The following is a 26,865-nucleotide window of genomic DNA, read 5'->3' on the forward strand; positions in this document are numbered from 1 at the left end:
AACCGGCCCGCACGGCCCCCAGCGGCACCCCGAAACGCGCCCCGCGACAGTATCCCGCGGTAACCCCCTCCCACGGAGGACCCCCACGGACGCCCCCACCTCCCGCACCCCAGGCACCCCCACACCCCGCACCCCCACCCCCCTCACTCCACCGGCACCCTCACCGTGAACACCGCCCCCTCCCCCGGCGTGCTCCGCGCCGTCACCGTCCCGCCGTGCCCCTCCACCAGTTGCCGGACGATCGCGAGGCCGAGTCCGCTGCCGCCCGTGGCCCGCGTACGCGACTTGTCCGCGCGCCAGAAGCGATCAAAGACATGCGGCAGGTCGGCCGGCGCGATGCCGCTACCCGTGTCGGCCACCTCCACCACCACCGCGTCGAGCGTGGCCCGGCAGCTGATCGTGACGCTGCCGCCCGCCGGGGTGTGCCGGACGGCGTTGGAGACCAGATTGCCGATGGCCTGCCGGAGCCGGAGCGGGTCGGCGGTGAAGCAGGGATCGCCGAGCGTCGTCGCGCTCAGCCGTACGCCCGCCGCCTCCGCCCCCGCCTGATGCGCCGCCGCGACCTGGTCCACGACGTCGGACGCGTGCACGGGCTCGCGGTGCAGCCGGAGCGTACCGGCGTCGGCGGCGGCAAGATCCTGCAGGTCGTTGACGATGTGCTGGAGCAGCAGCGCCTCTTCGAGGAGCGAGGTGACGAGCTCCGGATCGGTGGCGACCACCCCGTCCTCGGCCGCCTCCAGCCAGCCGCGGATATTGGAGAGCGGCGTACGCAACTCGTGCGCGACGTCGCTCACCATGGCCTGGCGCTGGTCCTCGAGGGCCTTGCGGTGGGCCGCCATGTCGTTGAAGGCGTCGGCGAGCTGGCGGATCTCCCCCGCCGATCCCGCCGAACGCGCCGTGACGGGCTCGGTCGCCTCGCCCGTCTTCATCCGCTGGGTCGCGGCGGTCAGCGCCCGCAGCGGCCGGGTCAGCCGGGTCGCGGCGAAGGCGGTCACGGCGACCGTCACCGCGAGGATGCCCGCCGAGAAGCCCGCGAGCCGGGTGGTGTTGGCCGCGGAGAGGCTGAACCCCCCATTCGCGTCCGCGCGGGCCGCCGCGGCGCGCGAACCGTCGGAACTGGTGACGAAGAGGAGCGCGGGCTCGGAGACGTACGACCCGAGCTGCTCGCGCCGTGCACTGCCCACGCAGGCCGCCGTCTTGGTGTCGTACTCGCTCCCGACACGCATGACGCCGCCCGACGGCTCGGCGAGGGCCGGGGATTCCGAAGGCGTACTGGCGGGAACGGGTTTCGGCCGCTTCGCGGCAGCGGCACCCGGCTGGTCGGGGACGGCGGCCTCTCCCCGGCCGCTCGCCTTCTCGGGCACGTCCGTGCCGGTTCGATCATCCACCTCGGTGGGAATCTCCGCCTCGGCGGGAACCTCCGTCTCGGTGGGGATGTAGCGCCCGGAACGGCGGTCGAAGATGCCCACCGACTGCCACCACGTCAGATCGAGCCCGACCTTGACGGGCGGCGCGTCCGCGCGTCGCAGGCAGGCGTTGGTGAGCTCGTTGAGCCGGTCCAGCGCCTTGCTCTCGGTACGGGTGGGCATGTCGAGCTCAGCGATGCGGCAGCTGGAGTCGAGGATGTCGGACGGATCATTGGGGGCCTCGATGCGCGGACGCCCGCTGGGACCCTGGACGGTACGGGCGGAGACCCCGAGGTCATGCATGCAGCTGACGACGCCCGCGGCCACCTCCGCCAGCTGTTTGCGCTCGGACTCCGGCAGCCGGAAGGGCCCGACCGCTCGCGGATCTATACGGTCCTGGCCACCGGCCTCCGCGTCCGTGCGGCCCCCGCCGGCGGTCAGCGCCCCGTCGACGGCGAGCGGATCGACGACGGCGGAGGCCTTGGCCGGCAATTCGACACTCCGGGACTCGACACTCCCGGAATCACCACCTCGGGACCCGCCACTCCGGGACCCACCGCTTCCGGAGCTACCGCTTCCGGACCCGCCACTTCCGGACCCGTCACTTCGGGAGTCGGCGATGACCACACGGTCCCGCGTGGTGAGGGCGATGCGCCGCCCGGTCTGCTTGGCCAGCTCCCGCACGGTCTTCCGGGCGTCCCGCCAGCCGGGCGCGGCCGCCGCGAGGCCCAGCAACTCGTCGTAGACCCGGGCGTCGTCGGCAAGGACCTGCCCCTGCTCCTGCCGGATCGCGCCGGACGTGGTCTGCGCGGCGAGCCAGGCGGTGGCGGCGATCGACACCACGGAGACAAGCACGGAGACGGCGAGCAGCCGCGTCAGCAGGCTCTTCCGGAACGGTATGTCACGCGCCACGCCCCGCCACCGCCCCGAGGCCCGCGCCTGGCGCCGCTCCGAAGGCAGCCGCACTCGTCAGCTTGTACCCGACCCCGAAGACCGTCACGAGATGGCGCGGCCTGCGCGGATCTTCCTCGATCTTCTTGCGCAGATTGAGTACGTGTACGTCGACGGTGCGCACCGATATGTACCCGGACGACCCATGAATACGATCAAGCAGCTGGGGCCGCGTGAACACCCGCTCAGGCTCCGCCGCGAGAGCCGCGAGCAGCTCGAACTCGCCCGGCGTGCACTCGACGAGCCGCCCGTCGACGGTCACCTCGTGCCGCACCGGATCAACGGCGAGCCCACCCGCCCGCAGCACCAGCGGCACGGCGTCGGCGCCCTCGACGACCGGATGGTGCGTGCCCCGGGCCCGCCGCAGCAACGTACGGACACGGGCCATGAGTTCACGCGGGCTGTACGGCTTCGTCAGATAGTCATCGGCGCCGAGATCGAGACCGAGCAGCAGATCATCCTCGGTCGTCCGGGCGGTAAGCATCAGAATCGGAATCCCGGCCGAAGAGGAAACCCCACTCCCGCTACCGCTGCCACCCCCACCCTCGCCCCGCAGGACACGCGTGACACCGAGCCCGTCGACCCGAGGCATCATCACGTCGAGCACGAGCAGGTCCGGCGGCCTGCGCCGCACTTCGTCGAGCGCCGCACGTCCGTCGTGGACGACGGCGACCGTGTGGCCTTCGTGCTCCAGGTAACGGCGGATCAGCTCGGCCTGTTTCTCGTCATCCTCCGCGACCAGGACAAAAGCGCACATGGCGTTGAGCATAAGCGGGCCGGTTCACCGCTGACGGAAACCGGACAGCGGCCTAACAGAATCCTCATAAGTCCCGCAGGCCCGCCTACGCCCCACCCCCTGACGCCCCACCCCCTTACGTGTCGCCCCCTTACGTGTCGTGGGGCACGACCACGACCTGATAGTCGTCCTCGTAGACGACCCGCCCGGGATCGGACGACCGCACGGTCCGGCACTCGATGCCGTGCGCGTCCAGAATCTCCAGGTACCCGGGGATGCGCTCGATGAGATGCGTGGCGGTGACCTTGAACCAGGCCACAGCGCCGGGCGTGATGTCGTGGTCGTAGACGGTGGGGTCGACCTTCGAGGGGGTCGGATACGCGGCGTCGTACCAGTCATTGTTGGCCCGCCGGAACCGTTCCTGCTCCGGCGTCAACTTGCCTTCTCTGGCAAGACCGTTGACGAGCCAGAACACCCCCGGATAGTGCCCGCGCTCATGGCGCACGGGCGACTCGTAACGAACGTAGGCGGCAGCAAGGTCATCACTCATCGCGGCATCCTCGCATTCCCGGGCCCCCGCATCCACGCCTAATCCCCGCCCACAATCAACACCCCCGCACTCCCACCACCCCACCCATACGGCTGCCCCACCGAGCGCAATCCGCCCTCCACCCCGAAGGTGGTCCGCATGACCCCAACCCACCCCCGCACCCGCACCACCACCCTCACCTTCCTCCTCGCTGTCCTCCTCACCCTCACCACCACCGCGTGCTCGGACAGCGACGTGGACAAGGCCAAGGACAGGGCCGCCTCCGCGACCGCAAAGGCGGGCGAGGCCGTCTCGTCCGCCACGGAGGCCGCCGCGTCCAAGATGGCCGAGGTGAAGGACGGAGTGAACGCGAAGTCCGACGTAAAGGTCGACGGCTCCGTCAAGACCGACGGCGACCGGGCAAAGGCCGAGATCAAGGCCACCAACAGCACGGACAAGAAGGCGGACTACACCATCTCCGTCAACTTCCGCGACAAAGACGGCAAGCTCGTGGACACGTCCGTCCTCAACATCAGCGGCGTAGACCCCAAGCAGTCGAAATCCGGCACGGTCCGCAGCAACCGGGACCTGTCCGGCACCCCGAAGGCAGAAATCAACAGGGCCCTACGCCACTGATCCCCGACCCCCACCGCCCCCGAGCCAAGCCAAGCCCCTCCCCTCAGGGCAGAAGCGACCGCCAGACCCTCTCGGGCAGAACCCGCGCAGCCTCATCGAGGTCGACGTCGTCAAAGCCGGAAAGCCAGCGCCGCGCGGTCGCGACAACCGGCCCGAGCACCAGCGCCTCGATCAAGGGCATCGGCAGCGCAGCCACCTCCCCCGAGTCGACGTGCCGCTGCATCCAGGCGGTCATGGGCGACAGCCTGGCCTCCTGCGCATCACGAAGCTGCCTGGCCTGAGCCATCCCGAGCCGGTCGGCGTACGAGGAATGCAGCAGTCGAGCGGCGTCCGGATGCTCCTGGACGAACGTCAGATAGGCCCGCACGAGAGCACGAATGCCGGTCCGAGCCGTACGGCACCGCTCCAGGGAGGCCCCGAGTTCGGCGAGCAACCGCCCGAGCCAGCGCCGCAACAGGGCATTCATCAGCCCGTCCACGCTGCCGAAATGATGATAAAGACTGCCAAGACTGACCCCGCTGGCCTTGGTGAGCGCACCGACGGTAACGCCCTGCTCTCCGGAGGCGGCGTACACCCGGAGCGCGGCATCCAGAAGTCGATCGACGGTCTCTTCACCGCGCTGTTGCTTGGGACTCATGGTGCGCCCAGCGTAGAGCGCGGCGACTGCGGAACCGGAACCGCTTCACGAGCGACGGTCGGCCGGCGGCTGCAAATCACTTCGCATCAACCGCTGAAGAACATCCAAATCAGCAAAAAACGCATAAATAACCCGCTGATATTCGGGCGCCTCAAAGGTCACCGCGTCCGATTCAAGCAGGTCACGGGCCGTGCGCAGCTGCTCATAGACACTTTCGGCGACTTGATGCACATGATCGGGAGCCGTGATGGCCACTTCCCGCAGAACGGCCTTGGGATCGGTGTTCTGCGGGTCGTTGAGAAAAGCGTCGTGCACCGCCCGCACGCGAGCGGAACCATCCAGCCCACTGGCGGCCGCCACCGTCATACGGCTGTGCGCCTGAGCCAGCGCGGCCAGAAACCTTGCGTAGGTGACGCGCTTCGCGTCCGCCCAGCGCTGCTCCCTCTCCCGCCGGGAACGAAGGGCATCGGTCACCACCGTCGCCCCGATCCCGAAAACGGCACCCACCGCCGCAACCGCCAGAGTCCCCCACTCCATGCCGGCAGGCTACGAGCGCCACCACAAGGCGTCCAGACACACTCAGCGCAAAGCGCACCCCCCCAAAGCAAAAGCCCCAGGTCACGGCGAGTGAGTCCTGGGGCTTAAGCGGAGCCGCCTTCGGGATTCGAACCCGAGACCTACGCATTACGAGGGCCTGCATGATCGTGACGGTGGATACCGAGCCGTGGCGCTGGATCCTGTTTTCGCTGGTCAGCGCCGCACAGTCGAAGGTTGCGTGCCCGTCCGGTCCGGCCTGTGCCAGCCTGTCCGCTCACGCACGGCTCACGCAGGTACGACGTTTCACCGCTTCGCTGCAGCGGATACGGAGCATCTGAGCCCTCGCCGTTCTGTAGCGTTCCTGCTCGGGCAACTGGGATGATGGGACCCCACAGCACACGACCAGGATGGGAGGCAGCAGATGGCGTACTCGACCCGCATGGCTGCCGCCCTCTCGGGAGCGACAGTCGGACAACTGCGCACGTGGAGGCAGGACCGTGGCAACGGGCCGATCCTCCAACCTGAGCTGGCAGCCAGGCCAGCCCTGTACTCCTTTCGCGACGTGCTCGCGCTGCGCGCGTTCGCCCATCTTCGCCAGGACGTGTCGCTCCAGAAGATCCGCATAGCCCTAGCCACCCTGAAGAAGATCGGGGAGGTCGAGCATCTGTCCAGCTACTCCCTGGTGGCCGAGGGCGACTCAATCGTCCTTGCTGGCCACGATGACCACGGCACCGATCTTGTTAAACGCCCTGGCCAACGAGTGATTGCCACCATGGCCGACATCCTCCAGGAGTTCGCTCCCAGGGCTGGCGTCGTCGTCCCCCACCTGCTCCAGCCGAAGCAGCACGTCACTGTCGACCCCGATACCCAAGGGGGACAGCCCGTGATCACGGGCACGAGGACCCCATTCGACACCGTTGCTGAGCTGATCGAGGACGGCATCCCCCCGGAGAAGATCGCCGACTACTACCCCGGCGTCACCGCGGACGCAGCACGTGATGCTGCTTCTTTCGCGCTCTATGTGGACAGCTACAGCACGGGAGCGCGCACTGCCTGATGCGGATCCTCATCGACGAGAATGTCCCCGTACAGGTGCTGGAGATGCTCAGGCGGCTCCTGCCCGGACATGAGGTCAAGCACGTCAGCGAGATTAAATGGGCAGGCAAGAAGGATCTCGCGCTTCTCCCCGATGCTGCGAGAAAGGGCTTCAACGTCTTCCTGACCAGGGACGCCCGACAGCTGGAGGATCCGTCGGAGACGGAGGCCATCAAAAAGTCGGGCATGCACCATATCCGCTTCAGCCAGGCGCAGAAGGGCATGGCCGGCCTCGGCCTGGCTATGGGCGCGGTCGTCGCTGCCATGCCCTTGATCGTCGGCGAGCTCGACGAAGTAGACACACAGCAACTGATTCACATCAAGGGCTTGAATCCGGCGGGCAAACACCGCTTCGAGCGTGTGGACCCGTCAGTTTCACCGCCGTCCTATTGGCCACGCTAGACGAAAGACGCCTTCCGTCACATGCCACACGCACGGCACGAAGCCACGACGCCCGCCCGCCCTAAGGCCGGATAAGTGCTCCTTCGTCCCTCCACCTCCTGAGGGGGTGGAGGGGGATCGCGCTCCGGGACGCAGCAGAAGGTGGCCATCGAGAAACGGGGCGGCGATGAACTGGTGCATGACGTGCCTTTCACGGTTCGAGTCGGCAGTGCAGGGAGCAGTCCGGGCATGCGCGACCCGAGATCGGGTCGGTGCCGCTGCCGCCGCAGGTCGAGCAGACATCAGCGCGCGGGGCTGGCGGCGGGAGCCGGACGCGCCCGAACAGCAGTCGGTCGGTTGCGAGGGCGGCGTCCAGGTAGGCGTCGAGGCAAACGGCGCCTGCGGACTGTGGCAGCGGGTCGAGACCGAGCATGAGGACCGCCTCACCGGTGCGGGTGACCAGTTCGGTCCAGGGACGACGGGTGGGTAGCCGCAGTCGGCGAGAAGCCCCGGGGATGTGCAGCAGCACGTGGTCGCCGACGAGTTGTAGGCAGGGCTTCAGTTCTGGGATGACCTCACGGGCTCCGGTCAGGCCGCCGAGGCACGCGGACAGTCCCCGCATTCGGTCCTCGGCCGTCACGGCGGTGCCGCCGTCAGTCAGGGCCTGGGTGTGCGTGATCAGAATGTGCGCGGTCTCGCGGCCGTCCGGTCCGGCACCCGGCCAGGTCCAAGCGGCGAGCGACACCAGTAGGCGCAGTTCAGGGCCGGATGGGGTGAGGGTGACGCTCATGATGGCGTCCCACCCGGGGCTTTGAAGCACGACCAGACGATCTTCCCGAACGGGGTGCGGTCCTCCACCCCCCAGCCGTCGGCGAGCGCGGTCACCAGGAGCAGCCCGCGCCCAGCGGTGTCCGTGTCGCAAGGCCGACGGGGGCGGGGTTGTAGGCGGCGGCTGTCGTGTACTTCCAGGCGTACGGCCTCGTCGTCGGCATCGAGTCTGACGAGAAAGCCGTGGCCGGGGGCGGTCCCGTGGAGCATGGCGTTGGTGGCGAGTTCGGAGACGCAGAGTCGGACGTCTTCGCCTCGGTCCAGCAAACCCCAGCTGGTCAGGGCCTCGGTGGTGAAAGTCCGCGCCTCGCCGACCGATTCGGGCCGGGACTCGAAGAACCTCTGGATCGTCTTGGTCATCGCGATGATCCTCATGACTCGGCATTCACGGCGCGAGTGGTGCCGGAGTGCGGACGGTGGACGAGACCGCATCGAGAGGCGGTCGAGTGGGCGGGACGCGGGCGCCGGATTAACAGCAGCCGGGCACCGGCCGATTCGATCTGTCGCCCGCGTTCGGCTGCTATGGCCTTCGGGCCCAGGTGCGACATGGCGGGGGCGACGACGCCGTAGACGTCCGGCAGCGCCAGCACGTCGAGGAGACCGGTGAACGCCGCTGACGCCGGTCCGGCAGAGTCGCGGTCGGTGAAGAGGCCCGACAACTGCAGCTCGTGGCTACGGCAGTACTCGACCAGCGAGGCGGCCAGCGCTTCCTGCCGTGCTCGGGTTACGTGTGCCAGCCGCAGGAAGCCGTAGACGACCGGGCCGCTGACCAGGCGATGTTCCGTAAGAGGTTCCATGCTTGGGACCCTCCAAAGGCTCGACACGTGGTGACGTTCCGAGCATGGCGTCGGACCAACTCGCCGGGAATCACCGCCTGTTCTACTTCCGTTCCACTTCCGTCCCGCCGTCTCGTCAGGTCTGCTTCGATGGCTGGTGGAAGGGAGCGACGCGTGGCGACCGTGCACCACTGGACCGGGCTTGAGGCCAAGGCATTGCGGCTCGCCCTGCGGCTGAGCGTGCGGGCCTACGCCGAGCGTCTGGGCCTGGCGGTCGCGACCGTGTCCAAGTGGGAGAGCAAGCTCGCCGCTACTGAGCCGAGACCCGATACCCAGGCCATCCTCGACACCGCCCTCGGACGAGCGGACGCCGCAGTCCACCTGCGCTTCGAGACGCTCCTGTCGGAGATGGCCGGCAGCGTCGCGACCATCGGCAGACGTGTTGCCTCGTCCGGCCCCAGAGCGTGGGAGTACGAGTCATGGGCCGATGACCTCGACCGTGTCGTGGTCGCCCTGTCCGGGCAGAACTTCGCCTTCGCCGACAGCCTTCTCACCCGGTGGCTGAGCCGGTTCAAGGCCCATGAGCTGGACGAGAAGGGCCTGTACCTGTTTGCCCGTTCCACCGCTCTGCTCGGCGACCTCAAACGCGACCAAGGCGTCGTCCTGGGCCCGCTCTCGGCCCAGCACTCCTACGCCGGTGCCCGTACGGTCTTCAGCCAGCTCGACATCCCCCGCCGCGTCGCCCAGCTCGATCTGTCGCTCGCAGTCGTCACCGAGATGTCCGGCAAGCTGGAAGTCGCCGCCCGCAACTACGAGACTCTCGCCGTCGACGACCGGCTCTCTCGCCGCGACCGGGCTCGCGCACGGCTGTGGGTGGGGACGGCGCTGAGCAAAGACGGCGAGCACGACTACGCGACCCGCGTCATGCAGGCGGCGACCCGCGAGTTCGAGGATCTCACCGAGCCGGACGACTGGTCGGTGGCCCACCAGAAGCTCGCTCTGGCCCGCCGTGGCGCCGGCGACCTCTCTCAAGCTCTGCACTTCATCGATATCGCCCGAAGCAGCGGGACGACCGACTCACCGATGCAACGCGTACGCCTGGACACCGCTCATGGCCACATCCTGCTCTCCGACGCGGCGACTCTGGATGATGGAATCCTCGTCCTCGACCAGACCGCCAAGGTGGCCGCGCAGTACGGGCTCGTGCACCAACTGCGCAGCATCGAGGGTGTCAGGGCCATGAGTGAGGGGCCGACCGGGCCCCGGCAACGGTGACCAGGGAGAACCGCGTGCGCAACGACCATCAGGGCATCACCGAGGACCAGTGGCACCAGGCCAAGCTGATCTGGGACTACCACCAGATGCAGCACAAGCTGCGGCCCGTCGACGTGGCGATCGGACTGGGAAGCCACGATCTCGGCGTCGCGACCCGCTCCGCCGAGCTGTACCGTGCCGGGCTGTTCCAGACGCTGGTGTTCACCGGCGGCAACAGCCCCACCACCGCCAAGGTCTTCCCTCGCGGGGAGGCGATCCACTTCCGTGAGCACGCCATCGGGCTCGGTGTCCCTGCCGACGCCATCCTGCTGGAGCCCCACGCAGCCAACACTGGAGAGAACATCGCGCTCTCCCGCGAGGTCCTCGCCGCCTCCGGCTTCCATCCGGCCACGGTGCTATTGGTCTCCAAGCCGTACATGGAACGGCGATCGTTCGCGACCGCCCGCAAGCTGTGGCCCGACATCGAGTTCCTCTGCGCGTCGGAGCCGCTGGAATTCGACGACTACCTGAAGAGCATCGGGGACGAGAAGCTCGTTCTGGACATGCTCGCCGGCGACCTCCAGCGGGTCATCGAGTATCCGAAGCTCGGATTCGCCATCGAGCAGGAAGTCCCCGAGGACGTACATGCAGCGTACGAATCTCTCATTCGCTCCGGCTTCACCAGCCGCCTCATCGCCTCGTGAACAGCCCGCTCCCGGCGGGCTGTGCGCGATCCACCAGCCCAACCTGTTCCCGCGGCTGACGACACTGGCCAAGCTGTTCGCGGCGGACTACTGGATCATCCTGGACGATGTGCAGTTCACCCGCCGCGACTACCAGCACCGAGCGCGCCTCGCCGCCATCGACGCACCAGGCGCCAACAGTGGCTCTCCATCCCCACCCATCTCCCGAGCGGGCGATCCACCCTCATCCGAGACGCGCTGGTCGACAACGCGGAACTCGCGCGCCGCAGGACCGCCGGAATGCTGCGGCAGAACTTCGGAGCCAGCCCGCACTGCCCCTCTCTCGCCCAAGCGCTGGACCCGGTGTTGGACGCCTTCGCCACCGGCCGGACCTCGGTGATAGCTGAGACCTCCACCCGCGTGCTGCTCGACCTGCTCGGCGGGCGGGGCCGGATCCTCAGAAGATGGATCCTGGCTCCATCCCGGCAAGGTGACCGACCTCTTCGAGCGCCTCGTCGCCGCCTCCGGCCTCCCGCCGATCCGGCTGCACGATCTGCGGCACGGCGCGGCCACGCTCATGCTCGCCGCCGACATCGACATAAAGATCGTGTCGGACACTCTCGGGCACAGCGACACCCGGATCACGCGGGACATCTACCAGAGCGTCTTGCCCCAGGTCGGCAGGAGCGCCGCCGAGGCGACCACGAAGCTCGTCCCCCTCCAGCTCAAGGCCGAGGCCGAGAAAGCGGCACGCAAGGCCGCGAAGAAGGAGAAGGCCAAGAAGGCTGCGGCCAAGAACGCCGGCAAGGCAAAGGGCGGCAAACCAAAGGACAAGCCGAAAGCCCAGGCCAAGGCGGGCAAGAAGGCCAGGCGCCGGAAGCCTAAGGAGTAGCTCCCCGAGCGGCTTCGCTCACGCATCGCTCACGCAAGCAATTCCACGGCACCCCCGTCGTGCGCCCCGTCATGCCCCGGGCATGAAAAAACCCCAGGTCACGGCGAGTGAGTCCTGGGGTTAATCCGAGCCGCCTTCGGGATTCGAACCCGAGACCTACGCATTACGAGTGCGTTGCTCTGGCCATCTGAGCTAAGGCGGCACGCGTCCCGCACCTATGGTGCGATCAGCAGCGACGCCAAGTCTACACAGTTTCCGGGGGTGCTCCGTACACCCCCGGCGTGCGGCCCTCCCGCCCCCGCCTCACCCCTGTGAGCAGCGCTTCCTCACCCGCGTGAGCAGCGATCCCTCACCCCTGTGAGCAGCGCTTCCCGTCGTCCGGGATCTTGCCCTCCAGCAAGTAGGCGTTGATCGTCGAGTCCACGCAGTCGCTGCCGCGTCCGTACGCCGTGTGGCCGTCCCCCTCGTAGGTGAGCAGCTTGCCGGAGGAGAGCTGGTCGGCCAGGGACTCGGCCCAGCGGTAGGGGGTGGCCGGGTCGCGCGTGGTGCCGACCACCACGATGGGGTCCGCGCCCTCCGCCTTGATGCGGTGCGGCTTCCCCGTCGCCTTCACCGGCCAGTACGTGCAGTTCAGCGAGGCCCAGGCCAGGCCCTCGCCGAAGAGCGGCGAGGCCTTCTCGAAGTCCGGGACCGACTTCTTCACCTCGGCCGCCGTGTCGAAGGCGGGGGGCAGGTCCAGGCAGTTCACGGCGGCGTTGGCGAACATGAGGTTCGCGTACGAGCCGTCGCCCTCACGCTCGTAGTAGCTGTCCGAGAGGGCGAGGAGGCCCGCGCCGTCCTTGTCCCTCATCGCGGTGGTGAGCGCCGTGCGCAGCTGGGGCCAGGCCGCCTCGTCGTACATCGCGGCGATCACGCCCGTCGTGGCCAGCGCCTCGCCGAGTTTGCGGCCGTCGGAGTCGCCGGCGGGAATCGGCGCACGGTCCAGGTCGCCGAAGAACGACTTCAGACGCTTGCCCGCGTCCTGCGCGCTCTCCGTTCCCAGCGGGCAGTCCGCCCTGCCCACACAGTCCTTCGCGAACGACTGGAACGCCGTTTCGAAGCCCGCCGTCTGGTCGCGGTTCATGCGGCGGGCCGGCAGTGCCGGGTCCATCGCGCCGTCCAGGACGAGGCGGCCCACCCGGTCGGGGTAGAGCCCGGCGTACGTCGCGCCGAGGAACGTGCCGTACGAAGCGCCCACGTAAGTCAGCTTCTTGTCGCCGAGCGCCGAGCGCAGGACGTCCATGTCACGGGCCGCCTCGACCGTCGAGACATGCGGCAGCACCTTCCCGGAGCGCTTCTCGCACCCCGCCGCGAACTTCTTGAAGGAGTCCGACAGGACCTTCGTCTCGCGCTGGTCGTCCGGTGTGATGTCCGTCTGCGTGTACGCGTCCATCTGCTTGCCGTCGAGGCAGGTGACGGGCTCGCTGCGGGCCACGCCGCGCGGGTCGACCGCCACCATGTCGTACTGGGCGCGGACCGCTTCGGGGTATCCGAGAGCCGCGTACGACTGGAGATAGCCGATCGCCGAGCCGCCGGGTCCGCCCGGATTGACCAGGAGCGAGCCCAGGCGCTTGCCGGGCCCGGTGGCCTTTTTGCGGGAGACCGCGAGCTTGATGGCCTGGCCGCCCGGTTTCTTGTAGTCCAGCGGCGCCCTCATCGTGGAGCACTCGAAGCCGGGGACGCCGCACTCGCGCCAGTTCAGCTGCTGGCCGTAGTACGGAGACAGCTCCTTCGGGGTGGCGCGTGGCAGCGCGGCCATGGACGCGTCCGCCCTCGATCCCCCGGCCGAGCAGCCTGAGACGAGCAGTCCGGCTGCCATGGACGCGGCCAGAAACGCGGTCGCGGGGGTGCGGAGTCCTTTGATGCGCATCAAACGAGACTAACGGTACGCATCGGGTGAGTGACGCAAAGTGCCCGTACGGGTGAATCCGTCAACCCATGAGCCAGCCCGGCACACCGGGCCGCGAACCCAGCCCCCCGGCCTACGAAGCCCGGCCCGTGACCTAAGGCCCCTTATCCCGCCCGCAGCGCCATCGTCATCGCCTCCACCGCGAGCAGCGGCGCCACGTTGCGGTCCAGTGCGGTGCGGCAGGCGCCGATCGCCTCGATGCGGCGCAGCGTGGACTCGGGCGATGTGCCGCGCGCCAGGCGCTCCAGCATGTCGATCACCTCTGTGTTGGCCAGCGCGACGCGGGAGCCCAGTTGCAAGGTGAGGACGTCTCGGTAGACACCGGTCAGTTCGATGAGCGCGAGGTCGAGGCTGTCGCGCTGGGTGCGGGTCCTGCGGCGCTTCTGCCGGTCCTCAAGCTCCTTCATGACGCCCGCCGTGCCGCGCGGCATCCGGCCGCCCTTCTCCGCGCCGAGCGCCGCCCTCAGGTCGTCCGTCTCCTTGACGTCGACCTCCTCGGCGACCTGCTTCGCGTCGTCGCCGGCCGTGTCGATCAGCTCCTGCGCGGCCCTGAGGCAACCGCCGACGTCCTCCACGCGCATGGGCAGCTTGAGCACGGCGGCACGGCGCTCGCGCGCCTTCGGATCGGTCGCGAGGCGACGGGCGCGGCCGATGTGCCCCTGGGTGGCGCGCGCGGCGGCCGCGGCGATGTCCGGTTCGATGCCGTCACGCCGGACGAGCACGTCGGCGACGGCGTCCACCGGGGGCGTACGCAGCGTCAGATGGCGGCAGCGGGAGCGGATCGTGGGCAGCACGTCCTCCAGTGAGGGCGCGCAGAGGAGCCATACGGTGCGGGGAGCGGGCTCTTCCACGGCCTTCAGGAGTACGTTGCCCGCACCCTCGGTGAGGCGGTCGGCGTCCTCCAGAACGATGACCTGCCAGCGGCCGCCCGCGGGCGACATCTGGGCCCGCCTGACCAGCTCGCGGGTCTCCTTCACGCCGATGGACAGCAGGTCCGTACGCACCACTTCGACGTCGGCGTGCGTGCCGACCAGGCTCGTGTGGCATCCGTCGCAGAAGCCGCAGCCGGGGGCGCCGCCGAGCGCGCGGTCCGGGCTGGTGCACTGGAGCGCGGCGCCGAAGGCGCGGGCGGCGGTGGACCGGCCGGAGCCTGGCGGTCCGGTGAACAGCCAAGCGTGCGTCATCTTCGACGCCTCGGGCTGCGGGGCGCCCGTGGCCACGGCGGTGACCAGCGCGTCCGCGTCCCGGGCGGCGGCCCCGAGCTGCTCACTCACCCGCTCCTGGCCCACCAGGTCGTCCCATACGGTCATCGGTCACCGCCTCCGCCCTGCGCACGCGTCTTGCTTGTCACGCTGTCGAATTCATTGTGGAGCACGCCACTGACAACGCAGGCCACTGGCAACGCACGCCCCTGACAACACAGGCCACGCACACGCTGGCCGGGTCAGCGCCCGTTCCGCCCCCGGCCGCCCTTGTCGTCGCCGTCGTCGCCGTCTTCGTCCCGCGAGCCCAGCAGTTCGTCCGCCAGCGTCGGCAGATCGTCCAGCGGGGTCTCCTCCGCCCAGTCCGAGCGGGGCCGCTGCCGGGGCTGCCCGTACTCGTCGACCTGGGGCAGCTCGCGCGTCCGGTCGTTCCCGCCACCGGACGAGGACGCGGGCCGCTGCCCGGGCGCGGACCGCTCATCGCGGAAGTAGCCCGGCGGCACCTTGTCCTCGTGCACGGCAGGCAGCACGGCCGTCTCGTCGGCAGCCCCCGGCACCGGCGGCTGCGGCAGCACCTCGGTCTCCTCCGAGCCCGACGTGTCCCGTACGGGAGGCAGCACCGCGGTCTCGTCGGCGGCACCCGTCACGGAGGAACCGGGCTTGACGATGGGCGTGGGCACGGTCGTCTCGTTGTCCGGCACGGCGTCCGAAGGCGTGCCCGCAGTCGCATCTGAGGGCGCATCCGAAGGCGCACCGGACGGAGTCGACACCGGCTTCGAACCCGACGCCGGCTTCGAAGTCGACTTCGGCGCAGGCTTAGACGCCGGAGCAGGAGCAGGCGACACAATCGAAGCCGCCGCAGCCGCCGCCGCAGAAGCCGCAGCAAGCCGCCGCGCCTCCTCCGCCCGCAGCAGCGCCTCCTCGGCCTTGCGCTGCTTCTCCATCCGCCGCGCCTCGGCCTCGGCCCGCAGCCGTGCCTCTTCCTCCGCCTCGCGGCGGCGCCGCTCCTCCTCGGCCGCCCGCACCTTCTCCTCGGCGAGCAGACGTGCCTGCTCCTCCTCGGCCCGGCGCTTGGCCTCCTCGGCGCGCTGCCTGGCTTCCTCGGCCTGGCGCTCGGCCTCGCGGCGCTGCGCCTCTTCCAGCTCGCGGCGCTTGCGCTCCTCCTCCTCGGCGCGGAGCTTGGCGAGCTGCTCTTGGCGCTCGCGCTCGATCCGCTCCTCCTCGGCCTTGCGGCGCGCCTCTTCCTCGGCCTTGCGCCGGGCTTCTTCCTCGGCCGCCTTGCGGGCCTCCTCCTGCGCCTTCACCTCGGCCTCGGAGAGCGGCAGCATCAGGTCGAGCCGGTGCCGTACGACGGTCGTGACCGCCTCCGGCTCCTGCGCGGCGTCGACCACCAGGTACCGGCCGGGGTCGGCCGCCGCGAGCGTCAGGAAACCGGACCGCACGCGCGCGTGGAACTCGGCGGGCTCCGACTCAAGACGGTCGGGCGCCTCGGTGAACCGCTCCCTGGCGGCTTCCGGGGACACGTCGAGCAGCACCGTCAAGTGCGGCACGAGTCCGTCCGTCGCCCACCGGGAGATGCGGGCGATCTCGGTCGAGGACAGATCGCGCCCCGCGCCCTGGTACGCCACGGACGAGTCGATGTACCGGTCGGAGATGACGACCGCGCCGCGTTCGAGGGCCGGACGTACGACGGTGTCGACGTGCTCCGCGCGGTCGGCGGCGTACAGAAGTGCCTCGGCGCGGTGCGAGAGGCCGGCCGACGACACGTCGAGCAGGATGGACCGCAGCCGCTTGCCGACCGGCGTGGCCCCCGGCTCGCGCGTCACGACGACCTCGTGGCCCTTGGCCCGGATCCACTCGGCGAGCGCCTCGGCCTGCGTCGACTTACCGGCGCCGTCGCCGCCCTCCAGAGCGATGAAGAATCCGTCGGCCGCGACCCCCTGCTTCGGGTCGTCGCCGCCGCGCAGCGCGTCCCGCAGGTCGTGCCGCAGCGGTACGCCCTGCCGGTCGTCGATCTTGGCGAGGACCAGCGCGGCCACCGGCAGGAGCAACGCGCCCACCAGCATCAGCGTGAAGGCGGCGCCTCCGTGGTCGAACACGAACTTGCCGTTGACGAAGCGGTGCGGGCCGATCGCCGCGGCGACCACGGGGGCCACGAGCGCGCCGACCGCGACGAAGAGGCGTACGACCGCCTGGAGGTGTTCCGTCGTGCGCGCCCGGCGGTAGTCCTCGACCTCCTGGTCGAGCAGCGTGTGCCCGGTGTGCGCGGCGATGCCCGCGGCCACTCCGGCGAGCACCAGGAGCAGCAGCACGGTCGTCACGTCGGGCACGAGGCCAGCGGCAAGCAGTGCGACGCCGGTGAGGGCGATCGCGAGCGCGAGCAGCCGGCGGCGCGGAAGCGTGGGCAGCAGGGAAGGCGCGGTGCGGATGCCGACGACGGTGCCGCCGGTCAGCGCGAGGACGATCAGGCCGTACGTGACGGGCCCGCCGTCCAGGTCCTTGGCGTGCAGCACGGCGACGGCCACGGCGGCGGCGACGGCTCCGGCGATCGCGGCGCAGGCGGCGACGAGAAGCGGGATCGCTCCGGTGCGGCCCTTGTCGGCGCCGCTGCCGGTGCGCGGCCTGCGCAGCCCTTCGAGCGGGCTACGCGCGCGTGGCGTCTGCGTGGCCGGAAGTTCGAGGAAGTAGACGATCGAGAGGGAGGCCGCGAAGAGGCCCGCGGCGACGAACGAGGCGAGCCCCGCCTGGTGCAGCTCGAACCATTCGATCCCGGCGCCGAAGACGTTGCCGATCAGCGTGACGGCGACGAGCGCGGCGGCCGCGATGGGCAGCGCCACGAAGCCCGTACGCAGCGACAGGCGCCGCAGTGCGTCCATGTGGTCCGGCAGCGGCCGTACCGTCGCGCCCTCCAGGGGCGGCGCGGGCAGCAGCGCGGGTGCCGCGCTCTCCCGGCAGACCGTCCAGAAGCGCTCGGCGACGCCGATCACGAAGGCGGTCACAAGCAGCATCGGGAGCGCGTTGTCCGGGGTCCAGTCGATCCACAGCGGCGCGACGATCAGCAGCGCGGCCCGCAGGCCGTCCGCGACGACCATCGTCCAGCGCCGGTCGAGCGGTCCGTCCGGTGACGTGAGCGAACTCAGCGGCCCCAGAAGCACCGCCCCGAAGAGCAGCGTCGCGAGGACGCGTGCTCCGAAGACGGCGGTGACGGCGAAGGCCACCCCGCGATAACCGCCCCCGAACGCCCCCTCGGCGATGGCCGCATGCAGCGCGAGCACCACCAGGACGAGGAGGGCGAGGGCATCGCCGACACCACCGACGAGCTGGGCGCCGTAGAGGCGTTTCAGCTGGGGCACGCGCAGCAAGGCGCGGACAGCACGCTCTCGGGAATCTGCGACCAGGGCGTCGTCGGGGGCCGGGTTTCCGACCGTTGGCTGCTCGGCACGCGTCATCCGTCCAGCCTATCCGGACGCGCGGACACTCCGAAGGGGCGCCCGAACAAATGGACGCCCCTTCGGTTCACACGTTCACAGCATCCACCACAGGACACCGCATACGACGGCCTACTCGGCGTCGGCCGCCTTCGCCGCCGAGGCCGCGGTCTTCTTGGCGGCCGCGGTCTTCGCAGTGGTCTTCTTCGCGGCCGTCGTCTTCTTCGCGGCCGTCGTTTTCTTGGCGGCCGTCTTCTTGGCCGCGGTCTTCTTGGCGGGGGCCTTCTTCGCCGCCTTCTTGGCGGTCTTCTTGGCCGGACCCTTCGCCCGCTTCTCGGCGAGCAGTTCGTAGCCCCGCTCGGCGGTGATGTCCTCGACGCTGTCGGCCGCGCGCAGCGTCGCGTTCGTCTCGCCGTCCGTGACGTACGCCCCGAAGCGGCCGTCCTTGACGACGACGGGCTTCCCGCTGACCGGGTCCTCGCCGAGTTCCTTCAGCGGCGGCTTGGCGGCGGCACGCCCGCGCTGCTTGGGCTTGGAGTAGATCTCCAGGGCCTCGTCCAGCGTGATGCTGAAGAGCTGCTCCTCGGTGTCGATGGACCGCGAGTCCGTGCCCTTCTTCAGATACGGGCCGTAGCGGCCGTTCTGCGCGGTGATCTCCACGCCTTCGGCGTCCGTCCCGACCACGCGCGGCAGGGACATCAGCTTCAGGGCGTCCTCGAGCGTCACCGTGTCGAGCGACATGGACTTGAAGAGCGAGGCCGTGCGCGGCTTGACCGCGTTCTTGCCGGTCTTCGGGGTGCCCTCGGGGAGCACCTCGGTGACGTAGGGGCCGTAGCGGCCGTCCTTGGCGATGATCTCGTGGCCCGACGTGGGGTCGGTGCCGAGCGCGAAGTCACCGCTCGGCTTGGCGAGCAGCTCCTCGGCGTACTCGACGGTCAGCTCGTCCGGCGGCAGGTCGTCGGGCACGTCGGCGCGCTGGTGGCCCTCCGCGTCCTTCTCTCCGCGCTCGATGTACGGGCCGTAGCGGCCGACGCGCAGCAGGATGCCGTCGCCGACGGGGAAGGAGGAGATCTCCCTGGCGTCGATCGCGCCGAGGTCGGTCACCAGTTCCTTGAGGCCGCCGAGGTGGTCGCCGTCGCCGTTGCCCGCGCTTGAGGCGACACCGGCGTCGTCGCCCTCGCCGAAGTAGAACCGCTTCAGCCACGGCACGGCCTGGGCCTCGCCCCGCGCGATGCGGTCGAGGTCGTCCTCCATGCGTGCCGTGAAGTCGTAGTCGACGAGGCGCCCGAAGTGCGTCTCCAGGAGGTTGACCACGGCGAACGACAAGAAGGAGGGCACAAGAGCCGTGCCCTTCTTGAAGACGTAACCGCGGTCGAGGATCGTGCCGAGGATCGACGCGTACGTCGACGGGCGGCCGATCTCGCGCTCTTCGAGCTCCTTGACGAGCGAGGCCTCGGTGTAGCGGGCCGGCGGCTTGGTCGCGTGGCCGTCCACCGTGATCTCGTCGGCGGACAGCGCGTCGCCCTCGCTGACCTGCGGAAGCCGGCGCTCACGGTCGTCGAGCTCGGCGTTCGGGTCGTCCGCGCCCTCTACGTAGGCCTTCATGAAGCCGTGGAAGGTGATGGTCTTGCCGGACGCGCTGAACTCGGCGTCGCGGCCGTCGGCAGCCGTGCCGCCGATCTTGACCGTGACGGAGTTCCCGATCGCGTCCTTCATCTGGGAGGCGACGGTCCGCTTCCAGATCAGCTCGTAGAGCCGGAACTGATCGCCGGTGAGACCGGTCTCGGCGGGCGTACGGAAACGATCGCCCGAGGGGCGGATCGCCTCGTGCGCCTCCTGCGCGTTCTTGACCTTCCCGGCGTACGTGCGGGGCTTGTCCGGCAGGTAGTCGCTGCCGTAGAGCTGCGTGACCTGGGCGCGAGCGGCGGTCACCGCGGTGTCGGAGAGCGTCGTGGAGTCCGTACGCATGTAGGTGATGAAGCCGTTCTCGTACAGCTTCTGGGCCACCTGCATGGTCGCCTTCGCGCCGAAGCCGAGCTTGCGCGAGGCCTCCTGCTGCATCGTCGTCGTACGGAACGGCGCGTACGGAGAGCGGCGGTAGGGCTTGGACTCGACGGACCGGACCGCGAACCTGGTGTTCTCCAGGGCCGCGGCGAGCGCCCGGGCGTTCGCCTCGTCCAGGTGCAGGGTGTCGGACTTGAGCTGTCCGACCGAGTTGAAGTCGCGGCCCTGCGCGATGCGCTTGCCGTCGACCGTGGTGAGGCGCGCGACCAGCTGCGAGGGGTCGGAGGCGTCACCGGTGCGGCCGGTGCCGAAGGTGCCCGTCAGGTCCCAGTACTCGGCGGAGCGGAAGGCGATGCGCTCGCGCTCGCGCTCGACGACGAGTCGGGTCGCCACGGACTGGACACGGCCGGCCGACAGGCGCGGCATGACCTTCTTCCACAGGACCGGCGATACCTCGTAGCCGTAGAGGCGGTCGAGGATGCGGCGGGTCTCCTGTGCGTCGACCATGCGCTTGTTGAGCTCGCGCGGGTTGGCGACGGCGCCCTGGATCGCGGCCTTGGTGATCTCGTGGAACACCATGCGCTTGACCGGGACCTTGGGCTTCAGGACCTCGAGGAGGTGCCACGCGATGGCTTCGCCCTCGCGGTCCTCATCGGTGGCGAGGAAGAGTTCGTCGGAGTCCTTGAGGAGGTCCTTGAGCTTCTTGACCTGCGCCTTCTTGTCGGCGTTGACGACATAGATGGGCTCGAAGTCGTTCTCGACGTCCACGCCGAGGCGGCGCACCTCGCCGGTGTACTTGTCGGGTACCTCCGCGGCGCCGTTGGGGAGGTCGCGGATGTGCCCGACGCTCGCCTCGACTACGTAGCCGGGGCCGAGGTAACCCTTGATCGTCTTCGCCTTGGCAGGCGACTCGACGATGACGAGTCGGCGGCCGCCCTTTGCGGTCTCGCTGGTCGGGGACAACTTCGCTCTTCTCTCCGGTCGGTACTCGGGGCCGTGCTGTGTGGCCTCGCTCGGTGCGCTTGAGTTGCGCTGACGCTGCGGAGTGTGACGGTACATCCCGCCCCCGTGTCAAACGAGAAAAGCCCGCAACGGCCACTCGAACGGTAACCCGACTACCGCCATTCCTGCCGCCCGGTGTGGCGACGTGCCCTCGCACCACCGTGTTCACCACCACGTTCACCACCGGCTTCACCACCGCGCCGGGCCTACGGCCCGTACGCGCCCCGCGGCCACCGACCGCTTTCCGGTCACATGCGAGTGAAACACCACACTCCGAGCACCAGTGCGCCCGACCCGGCGAGCGCGGCGAGTGTCGCGGATGCGACAGGGTTCACACCGTCGGCGACCGGGGCACGGTGTGCCACGCGTGCCCCGGTCCACAGCAGCAGTCCCGCTCCGAACAGCGCGAATACCGTGCCCGCGAAGATTGCTGGTCCGCTCTCCATGTCATTGCCTCCCCGTCCTGGGTTTCCCGGACTCGGAAACTGACACGTCCGGGAATCCGGAGCGCGAACCGCGGGTGAACGGAGGGCGCCCGGCCCGAATCACCGCCCGCCGCGGCGCTGGACCCGACCAAAACCGGCCGCTACGGGACCGGTCGCCACGGGAGCGCTAGACACGGAAACCGGTCGCCCGAAAAGGACACCCCGGAACCGGACGCCCCGAAACCGGTTCGCACAGTCCACCTTCTCGATGTACGTCCGGCGGGCGCCGACGCCCATCCATCCCACCCAGAACGGGGGACCGAGGTCCCCGAAACGTACGAGACACGCCGTACGCGTACCGCCAACGGCCCGGCGGCAGGTCTGTCGACGGCAGGTCCCCCGGCGGCGGCTACGAGCCGACCGGCACCAGGAAGCCCTGCTCGACGAGGAGCCTGATCTGCGCGGGCGTACGGTCCCGCAGCAATACGGGGTCCTCGCCCACCAGTTGCGCGATGGCGTCGAGGATGCGCCCGGCGCTCAGCGTCCCGTCGCACACCCCCGCGAAGCCGGCGCCCACGGTGTCCACCTTGGTGGCCCGCCTCATCCCGCGGTGCTGGCGCAGCACGACGTGCTCCGGGTCCTCGGCGCCGGGCAGCCCGACCTGCTCCTGCACGACCTCGTCCGCGAGCTTGAAGTGCCCGGCGAGCAGCGCTGCGTCGTCGTGCGCCCGCAGGTAGTCCTGGCGGGCGAAGAACTCCCGCACGGTCTCGCCCAGCGGCTGCTCGACGGGGTGCGGCCACTCCTCCACGGTGACGGTCGGCTCGGCGGAACCCACCCCCGCCGCGGGCTTGCGCAGCGTGATCCACCCGAACCCGACCGCGCGCGTCTTGCGGGTCTCGAACTCGTCGAGCCACGCGTCGTACCGCGCGGCGTACTCCTCCGGGTCCGTCCGGTGGTCACCGGCGTCGCGCAGCCACAACTCGGCGTACTGCGTGATGTCCTGCACCTCGCGCTGCACGATCCACGCGTCGCACCCGCGCGGCACCCAGGACCGGAGCCGCTCGGTCCACTCCTCCCCCTCCACGTGCTGCCAGTTGGCGAGGAAGTGCGCATAACCCCCTTCGTTCAACCGCTCCCCCGCCTGCTGAACGAGCGACCGGCACAGATCGTCCCCGCCCATCCCGCCGTCGCGGTAGGTGAGCCGCGCTCCGGGTGAGATCACGAAGGGCGGATTGGACACGATCAGGTCGTACGCCTGATCGCCCACGGGCTCGAAGAGGGAACCTTCCCGCAGGTCGGCCTCGGGAGCACCGGACAGCGCGAGGGTAAGCCGTGTGATGTGCAGCGCACGGGGGTTGAGGTCGGTCGCGGTCACCCGGGTGGCGTGCTGGGCGGCGTGCAGCGCCTGGATTCCGGAACCGGTGCCGAGGTCGAGAGCGCTGGCCACCGGCGTACGTACGGTGAGTCCTGCCAGCGTCGTGGACGCCCCGCCCACACCGAGCACGACCCCTTCGTCATGGCTGCCGATGCCGCCGGCCCCGCCGACCGCGCACCCCAGGTCCGAGACGATGAACCAGTCCTCGCCGCTCGGCCCGCCATAGGGCCGCACGTCCACGGTCGCCTTCAGCGCACCCTCGCCGTCCGCCGCCGACAGCCACCCGCTCTCCTGGAGAGGGCCGACCGGCAGAACGGCCGCCACGCGCGCGTGCGGCACGGAACGCTGCAGCAGGAAGAGGCGTACGAGGGTCTCCAGCGGCCCGTCGCCGCGAGTGGCCCGCAGCGCGGGCACCGTCTCGCTGCGGGCGAGCGCCGTGTAGGCAGGCGCCCCGAGGAGCTCGAGCAGCCCGTCAGCGGTGAAGTCGGCCGCCAGCAGGGCTTCCCGCAACTGGGCGGCGACGTCGGCACGATCGGACGAGGGCAGGGGGGCGCTAGCGATACTCACCCAGTCATTGTGACCCGTTCCCGCCCCTATCCACCGCTCCGGCCCACCAGCGCCGGGGCAACGGCCAGAGCAACGCTGCCCCGGCGCCAGGGGTCTCCCCCTGGCTCCGGGGCAACGTCAAACGAAGTGACCCTCAGGCGGCGGAGGGCGTAGCGCTGGCGGACTTGCAGCTCTCCTGCTTGCTCATCGCCTTGCCCACCTCGCCCTCCTGCAACTTCTCCAGCGCCTTGTTGCCGCTCTTGCTCAGCTTGTCCAGCTCTCCGGCCACGCTCTTGAGCCCGTCGGCGAAGTCCGCCTGGTCCTTGGTGTCCAGTCCGTCGACCTTCTTCTTCAGGTCGCCGTACGACTTGGAGATGGCGTTCAGTTCCTTGACCGCGTCATCGGTCTTCTTCTGCCCGCCGTCGACCGGCGGAGCGCCCGCCTTCTTTACCGAGGCGCCCATCGCCTTGTAGGCGTCGGACATGTCCTGGAACGCCTTGGAGTCGGTCTTCTGGACGTCCTCCGGCGAGCTGTTGTCCGAGGTCTCCTTCTGGATCGCGGCGTTGGCGTCAGCGATCTTCTTCGACTGCGGCTGAACGGAGTCACAGACGTCCTTGGCCCATGAGTCCAGTTCCTCGTTGCCGTCGTCGCTGCAACCCGACAGCGCCAGTACCAGTACCGCACCGCCGGACAGTGCGGCTGCAAGCTTCTTGTTCACCGGATTGGTCCCTTCCATGGCTCTCGGCCCCGGAACTTACACGCCAACCGGGTTACAACCGCATGCCGAGGGTCCCGTAGCACCCCTATTGCAGCCATTTGCACCAAACGGAGAGCGCGAGAGAAGGCTCACGAGACAAACACGAGACGGACACACGAAGGGCGGACGTCGCGTCAGAACGCGCCGTCCGCCCCTGTGTTGGGCAGTGCCTGACCCGGTGTTACGAAACCACGGCCGGGTCAGCCGAGCTTTTTACGCGCTCGGCATCACCTTCCTCCTCGTCGCCCACGGCGATGCCACGCCTCTTGGACACGTACACCGCGCCGACGATGACGACGATCGCGAGCACCGCGATCAGCGCCCGCAACGGGGCGCTCGCGTCGTCCCCGTAGCTGAACTGGACGACCGCCGGCGCGATGAGCAGCGCCACCAGGTTCATCACCTTCAGGAGCGGGTTGATCGCCGGGCCCGCGGTGTCCTTGAACGGGTCACCGACGGTGTCGCCGATCACCACCGCGGCGTGGGCCTCACTGCCCTTGCCGCCGTGGTGGCCGTCCTCGACGAGCTTCTTCGCGTTGTCCCAGGCGCCGCCCGAGTTGGCGAGGAAGACCGCCATCAGCGTGCCCGTGCCGATCGCACCGGCCAGGAACGAGCCGAGCGCGCCGACGCCGAGCGAGAAGCCGACCGCGATCGGCGTGAGCACGGCGAGCAGACCTGGCGTGGCCAGCTCGCGCAGCGCGTCCTTGGTGCAGATGTCGACGACCCGCCCGTACTCCGGCTCCTCGGAGTAATCCATGATTCCGGGGTGCTCGCGGAACTGCCGCCGCACCTCGTAGACCACGGCTCCGGCCGACCTCGACACCGCGTTGATCGCAAGCCCCGAGAAGAGGAAGACGACCGCGGCGCCCAGGATCAGGCCGACCAGGTTGTTGGGCTGTGAGATGTCCATGACCAGGTTCATCGGTGCGCCGTCGCCCATCTTCTCGCCGACGTCCTTGGCCGCGCTCGCGATGGCGTCGCGATACGAGCCGAAGAGCGCCGCGGCCGCGAGTACGGCCGTGGCGATGGCGATGCCCTTGGTGATGGCCTTGGTGGTGTTGCCGACGGCGTCCAGGTCGGTGAGCACCTGCGCGCCCGCGCCCTCGACGTCACCGGACATCTCGGCGATGCCCTGCGCGTTGTCGGAGACCGGACCGAAGGTGTCCATGGCCACGATCACGCCGACCGTGGTGAGCAGGCCGGTTCCGGCCAGCGCCACCGCGAACAGGGCGAGCATGATCGACGTACCGCCGAGCAGGAACGCCCCGTACACGCCGAGCCCGATCAGGAGCGCGGTGTAGACGGCGGATTCGAGCCCGATCGAGATGCCGGCAAGAACGACGGTGGCCGGGCCGGTGAGCGACGTCTTGCCGATGTCCTTCACGGGCCGCCGGGTGGTCTCCGTGAAGTACCCGGTGAGCTGCTGGATCAGCGCGGCCATGACGATGCCGATCGCGACGGCGACGACCGCGAGGACCCGCGGATCTCCGTCGTGACCCGCGATGGCGGTGTCCGTGACACCGTCGAGGTCGGCGTAGGTCGACGGCAGGTAGAAGAAGACCGCCACGGCCACGAGCACCAGCGAGATGATCGCGGAGATGAAGAATCCGCGGTTGATGGCGGTCATGCCGCTGCGGTCGGAGCGCCGTGGCGCCACCGCGAAGATCCCGATCATCGCCGTCACGACACCGATCGCCGGAACGATCAGCGGGAAGGCGAGTCCGGAGTCGCCGAAGGCCACCTTGCCGAGGATCAGCGCGGCGACCAGGGTCACGGCGTACGACTCGAAGAGGTCGGCGGCCATACCGGCGCAGTCGCCGACGTTGTCGCCCACGTTGTCGGCGATGGTCGCGGCATTCCTCGGGTCGTCCTCCGGAATGCCCTGCTCGACCTTGCCGACCAGGTCGGCGCCGACGTCGGCGGCCTTGGTGAAGATGCCGCCGCCGACACGCATGAACATCGCGATCAGCGCCGCCCCGAGGCCGAAGCCCTCGAGGACCTTCGGCGCGTCGGCCGCGTAGACGAGCACTACACAGGAGGCGCCCAGAAGACCGAGCCCCACCGTGAACATGCCGACAACGCCACCCGTGCGGAAAGCGATCTTCATGGCCTTGTGCGAAACGGCGGTGAGATCCTTTTCGGGTTCCCCTTCCGCTGGAGTGGCCTCTCGGGCGGCTGCCGCCACACGAACATTGCTGCGTACGGCGAGCCACATGCCGATATAACCGGTGGTCGCCGAGAACGCCGCACCGATCAAGAAGAAGATCGATCGGCCGGCACGCTGATTCCAGTCGTCTGCGGGCAGCAGCATGAGCAGGAAGAACACCACGACGGCGAAAACACCGAGAGTGCGCAACTGCCTGCCGAGATAGGCATTGGCGCCCTCCTGGATCGCCTTCGCGATCTTCTTCATGCTGTCGGTGCCCTCGTCGGCCGCGAGTACCTGGCGTACGAGCACCCAGGCGACCGCGAGCGCCGCGATCGCGATGGCCGCGATGACCATCACGATGAGGCGGTTGCCGTCGGTCAGTACTGCGGCTGCGAAGGTTGTGGGCTGGTCAAACTGATGAGGGGTAGAAAGCCCCGCCATTCGTCCTCCTTGACGCCTGTGCTGAGCTCAAGATGTGGACGGATTGTAGGGAGCGGAACCTGATCAAAACAGAGCGCCGCAAACTGAATTGGCTGGAGATTGCTTCCCAGCAAATGATCGCGCCCGCAGACTGACCCCGAAAGTGGTAATGCCTCAAAACCATTGACGGCATTCGACAGTCCCCGGGCAATTGACCGAGGCAATGATCAAATAATGATCAGAATAAGAAAAAGGCCCTGCTCCCTGG

At 69.3% G+C, this 26,865-nt stretch carries 22 protein-coding genes, 1 tRNA gene and 3 pseudogenes; 9 read left to right on the forward strand and 17 right to left on the reverse strand.

All coding sequences use genetic code 11. The annotated features are described in order from the left end of the window. Positions 1 to 143: 143 nt before the first annotated feature. The 3 genes from IE226_RS27115 to IE226_RS27125 all read right to left on the reverse strand — a co-directional run bounded on the left by IE226_RS27115 (position 144) and on the right by IE226_RS27125 (position 3,643). Positions 144 to 2,318, reverse strand: a complete 2,175-nt coding sequence (locus IE226_RS27115; protein WP_229871563.1) for a HAMP domain-containing sensor histidine kinase — start codon at positions 2,316 to 2,318, stop codon at positions 144 to 146. Further along, positions 2,308 to 3,114 carry a response regulator transcription factor gene (locus tag IE226_RS27120; protein ID WP_190084011.1) on the reverse strand — a complete coding sequence of 269 codons (807 nt, stop codon included), beginning with the start codon at positions 3,112 to 3,114 and terminating at the stop codon, positions 2,308 to 2,310. The genes IE226_RS27115 and IE226_RS27120 overlap by 11 nt, the downstream gene beginning before the upstream one ends. 130 nt (positions 3,115 to 3,244) lie before the next feature. Beyond that, the gene (locus tag IE226_RS27125) at positions 3,245 to 3,643 is read right to left on the reverse strand and encodes a hypothetical protein (RefSeq protein WP_190084012.1); all 399 of its coding nucleotides are present in this window, start codon (positions 3,641 to 3,643) and stop codon (positions 3,245 to 3,247) included. Positions 3,644 to 3,781: 138 nt separating this feature from the next. Here IE226_RS27125 and IE226_RS27130 point away from each other — a divergent pair, with 138 nt between their 5' ends. Further along, a complete protein-coding gene (locus IE226_RS27130; protein ID WP_190084013.1) occupies positions 3,782 to 4,258 on the forward strand; it encodes a hypothetical protein in 477 nt (158 codons plus the stop codon). A gap of 43 nt (positions 4,259 to 4,301) precedes the next feature. Here IE226_RS27130 and IE226_RS27135 read toward each other — a convergent pair whose 3' ends face one another. After that, entirely contained in the window at positions 4,302 to 4,895 is a 594-nt protein-coding gene (locus IE226_RS27135; RefSeq protein ID WP_190084014.1) for a TetR/AcrR family transcriptional regulator, read from the reverse strand. Positions 4,896 to 4,940: 45 nt separating this feature from the next. Then, entirely contained in the window at positions 4,941 to 5,432 is a 492-nt protein-coding gene (locus IE226_RS27140; RefSeq protein ID WP_190084015.1) for a thioredoxin domain-containing protein, read from the reverse strand. Between the two features lie 161 nt (positions 5,433 to 5,593). Here IE226_RS27140 and IE226_RS27145 point away from each other — a divergent pair, with 161 nt between their 5' ends. The 3 genes from IE226_RS27145 (at position 5,594) to IE226_RS27155 (ending at position 6,929) form a co-directional block, all read left to right on the forward strand. Then, the gene (locus IE226_RS27145) at positions 5,594 to 5,770 is read left to right on the forward strand and encodes a hypothetical protein (RefSeq protein ID WP_190084016.1); all 177 of its coding nucleotides are present in this window, start codon (positions 5,594 to 5,596) and stop codon (positions 5,768 to 5,770) included. A gap of 83 nt (positions 5,771 to 5,853) precedes the next feature. Beyond that, positions 5,854 to 6,489 (forward strand): DUF433 domain-containing protein, encoded by a 636-nt coding sequence (locus IE226_RS27150; protein ID WP_229871564.1) that lies wholly within the window; start codon positions 5,854 to 5,856, stop codon positions 6,487 to 6,489. Next, positions 6,489 to 6,929 (forward strand): DUF5615 family PIN-like protein, encoded by a 441-nt coding sequence (locus IE226_RS27155; protein WP_190084017.1) that lies wholly within the window; start codon positions 6,489 to 6,491, stop codon positions 6,927 to 6,929. The genes IE226_RS27150 and IE226_RS27155 overlap by 1 nt, the downstream gene beginning before the upstream one ends. Before the next feature lie 190 nt (positions 6,930 to 7,119). On the opposite strand, the gene IE226_RS27160 is transcribed toward IE226_RS27155, so the two are convergent. Genes IE226_RS27160 through IE226_RS27170 form a run of 3 tightly spaced genes read right to left on the reverse strand, consistent with a single transcriptional unit; the run spans position 7,120 to position 8,533 of the window. Further along, complete coding sequence (locus tag IE226_RS27160; protein ID WP_190084018.1) at positions 7,120 to 7,698, reverse strand: hypothetical protein; 579 nt, start codon at positions 7,696 to 7,698, stop codon at positions 7,120 to 7,122. Beyond that, positions 7,695 to 8,096, reverse strand: a complete 402-nt coding sequence (locus tag IE226_RS27165; protein ID WP_190084019.1) for an ATP-binding protein — start codon at positions 8,094 to 8,096, stop codon at positions 7,695 to 7,697. Before IE226_RS27165 ends, IE226_RS27160 begins: the two co-directional genes overlap by 4 nt. Positions 8,097 to 8,107: 11 nt before the next feature. Next, the gene (locus IE226_RS27170) at positions 8,108 to 8,533 is read right to left on the reverse strand and encodes a hypothetical protein (RefSeq protein WP_190084020.1); all 426 of its coding nucleotides are present in this window, start codon (positions 8,531 to 8,533) and stop codon (positions 8,108 to 8,110) included. A gap of 153 nt (positions 8,534 to 8,686) precedes the next feature. On the opposite strand from IE226_RS27170, the gene IE226_RS27175 reads away from it, so the two are divergent. The 5 genes and pseudogenes from IE226_RS27175 to IE226_RS27190 form a co-directional block, all read left to right on the forward strand. Then, positions 8,687 to 9,787: a helix-turn-helix domain-containing protein gene (locus IE226_RS27175; RefSeq protein WP_190084021.1), complete on the forward strand. Its 1,101-nt coding sequence runs from the start codon at positions 8,687 to 8,689 to the stop codon at positions 9,785 to 9,787. A gap of 14 nt (positions 9,788 to 9,801) precedes the next feature. Continuing rightward, complete coding sequence (locus tag IE226_RS27180; protein ID WP_190084022.1) at positions 9,802 to 10,470, forward strand: YdcF family protein; 669 nt, start codon at positions 9,802 to 9,804, stop codon at positions 10,468 to 10,470. Then, positions 10,412 to 10,567 (forward strand): annotated as a pseudogene (locus tag IE226_RS45110) (WbqC family protein); the annotation flags it as partial. The gene IE226_RS27180 and the pseudogene IE226_RS45110, both read left to right, overlap by 59 nt. Then, positions 10,492 to 10,848: pseudogene (locus tag IE226_RS45115) on the forward strand (hypothetical protein); the annotation flags it as partial. The pseudogenes IE226_RS45110 and IE226_RS45115, both read left to right, overlap by 76 nt. Before the next feature lie 55 nt (positions 10,849 to 10,903). Next, positions 10,904 to 11,341, forward strand: a pseudogene (locus IE226_RS27190) (tyrosine-type recombinase/integrase); the annotation flags it as partial. A 128-nt stretch (positions 11,342 to 11,469) separates the two neighbouring features. Here IE226_RS27190 and IE226_RS27195 read toward each other — a convergent pair. The 9 genes from IE226_RS27195 to IE226_RS27235 form a co-directional block, all read right to left on the reverse strand. Next, positions 11,470 to 11,543 (reverse strand) — tRNA-Thr (locus tag IE226_RS27195). 147 nt (positions 11,544 to 11,690) lie between these two features. Beyond that, the gene (locus IE226_RS27200) at positions 11,691 to 13,250 is read right to left on the reverse strand and encodes an alpha/beta hydrolase (protein ID WP_190084024.1); all 1,560 of its coding nucleotides are present in this window, start codon (positions 13,248 to 13,250) and stop codon (positions 11,691 to 11,693) included. A gap of 143 nt (positions 13,251 to 13,393) precedes the next feature. Next, entirely contained in the window at positions 13,394 to 14,599 is a 1,206-nt protein-coding gene (locus tag IE226_RS27205) for a DNA polymerase III subunit delta' (RefSeq protein WP_190084025.1), read from the reverse strand. Positions 14,600 to 14,733: 134 nt separating this feature from the next. After that, entirely contained in the window at positions 14,734 to 17,940 is a 3,207-nt protein-coding gene (tmk, locus tag IE226_RS27210; RefSeq protein WP_190084026.1) for a dTMP kinase, read from the reverse strand. Positions 17,941 to 18,051: 111 nt separating this feature from the next. Then, positions 18,052 to 20,886, reverse strand: coding sequence for a type I DNA topoisomerase (gene topA / locus IE226_RS27215; protein ID WP_190084027.1), 2,835 nt, complete (start codon positions 20,884 to 20,886; stop codon positions 18,052 to 18,054). A 287-nt stretch (positions 20,887 to 21,173) separates the two neighbouring features. Continuing rightward, entirely contained in the window at positions 21,174 to 21,371 is a 198-nt protein-coding gene (locus tag IE226_RS27220) for a hypothetical protein (protein ID WP_190084028.1), read from the reverse strand. Positions 21,372 to 21,759: 388 nt separating this feature from the next. Next, positions 21,760 to 23,292, reverse strand: coding sequence for a DUF7059 domain-containing protein (locus IE226_RS27225; protein ID WP_190084029.1), 1,533 nt, complete (start codon positions 23,290 to 23,292; stop codon positions 21,760 to 21,762). Between the two features lie 133 nt (positions 23,293 to 23,425). Next, on the reverse strand, positions 23,426 to 24,007 hold the full coding sequence (locus IE226_RS27230; protein WP_190084030.1) for a small secreted protein: 582 nt from the start codon (positions 24,005 to 24,007) through the stop codon (positions 23,426 to 23,428). A 202-nt stretch (positions 24,008 to 24,209) separates the two neighbouring features. Continuing rightward, positions 24,210 to 26,618, reverse strand: coding sequence for a sodium-translocating pyrophosphatase (locus tag IE226_RS27235; RefSeq protein ID WP_190084031.1), 2,409 nt, complete (start codon positions 26,616 to 26,618; stop codon positions 24,210 to 24,212). Between the last annotated feature and the right edge of the window lie 247 nt (positions 26,619 to 26,865).

This window comes from Streptomyces longisporoflavus, assembly GCF_014649775.1.
Classification (GTDB): domain Bacteria; phylum Actinomycetota; class Actinomycetes; order Streptomycetales; family Streptomycetaceae; genus Streptomyces; species Streptomyces longisporoflavus.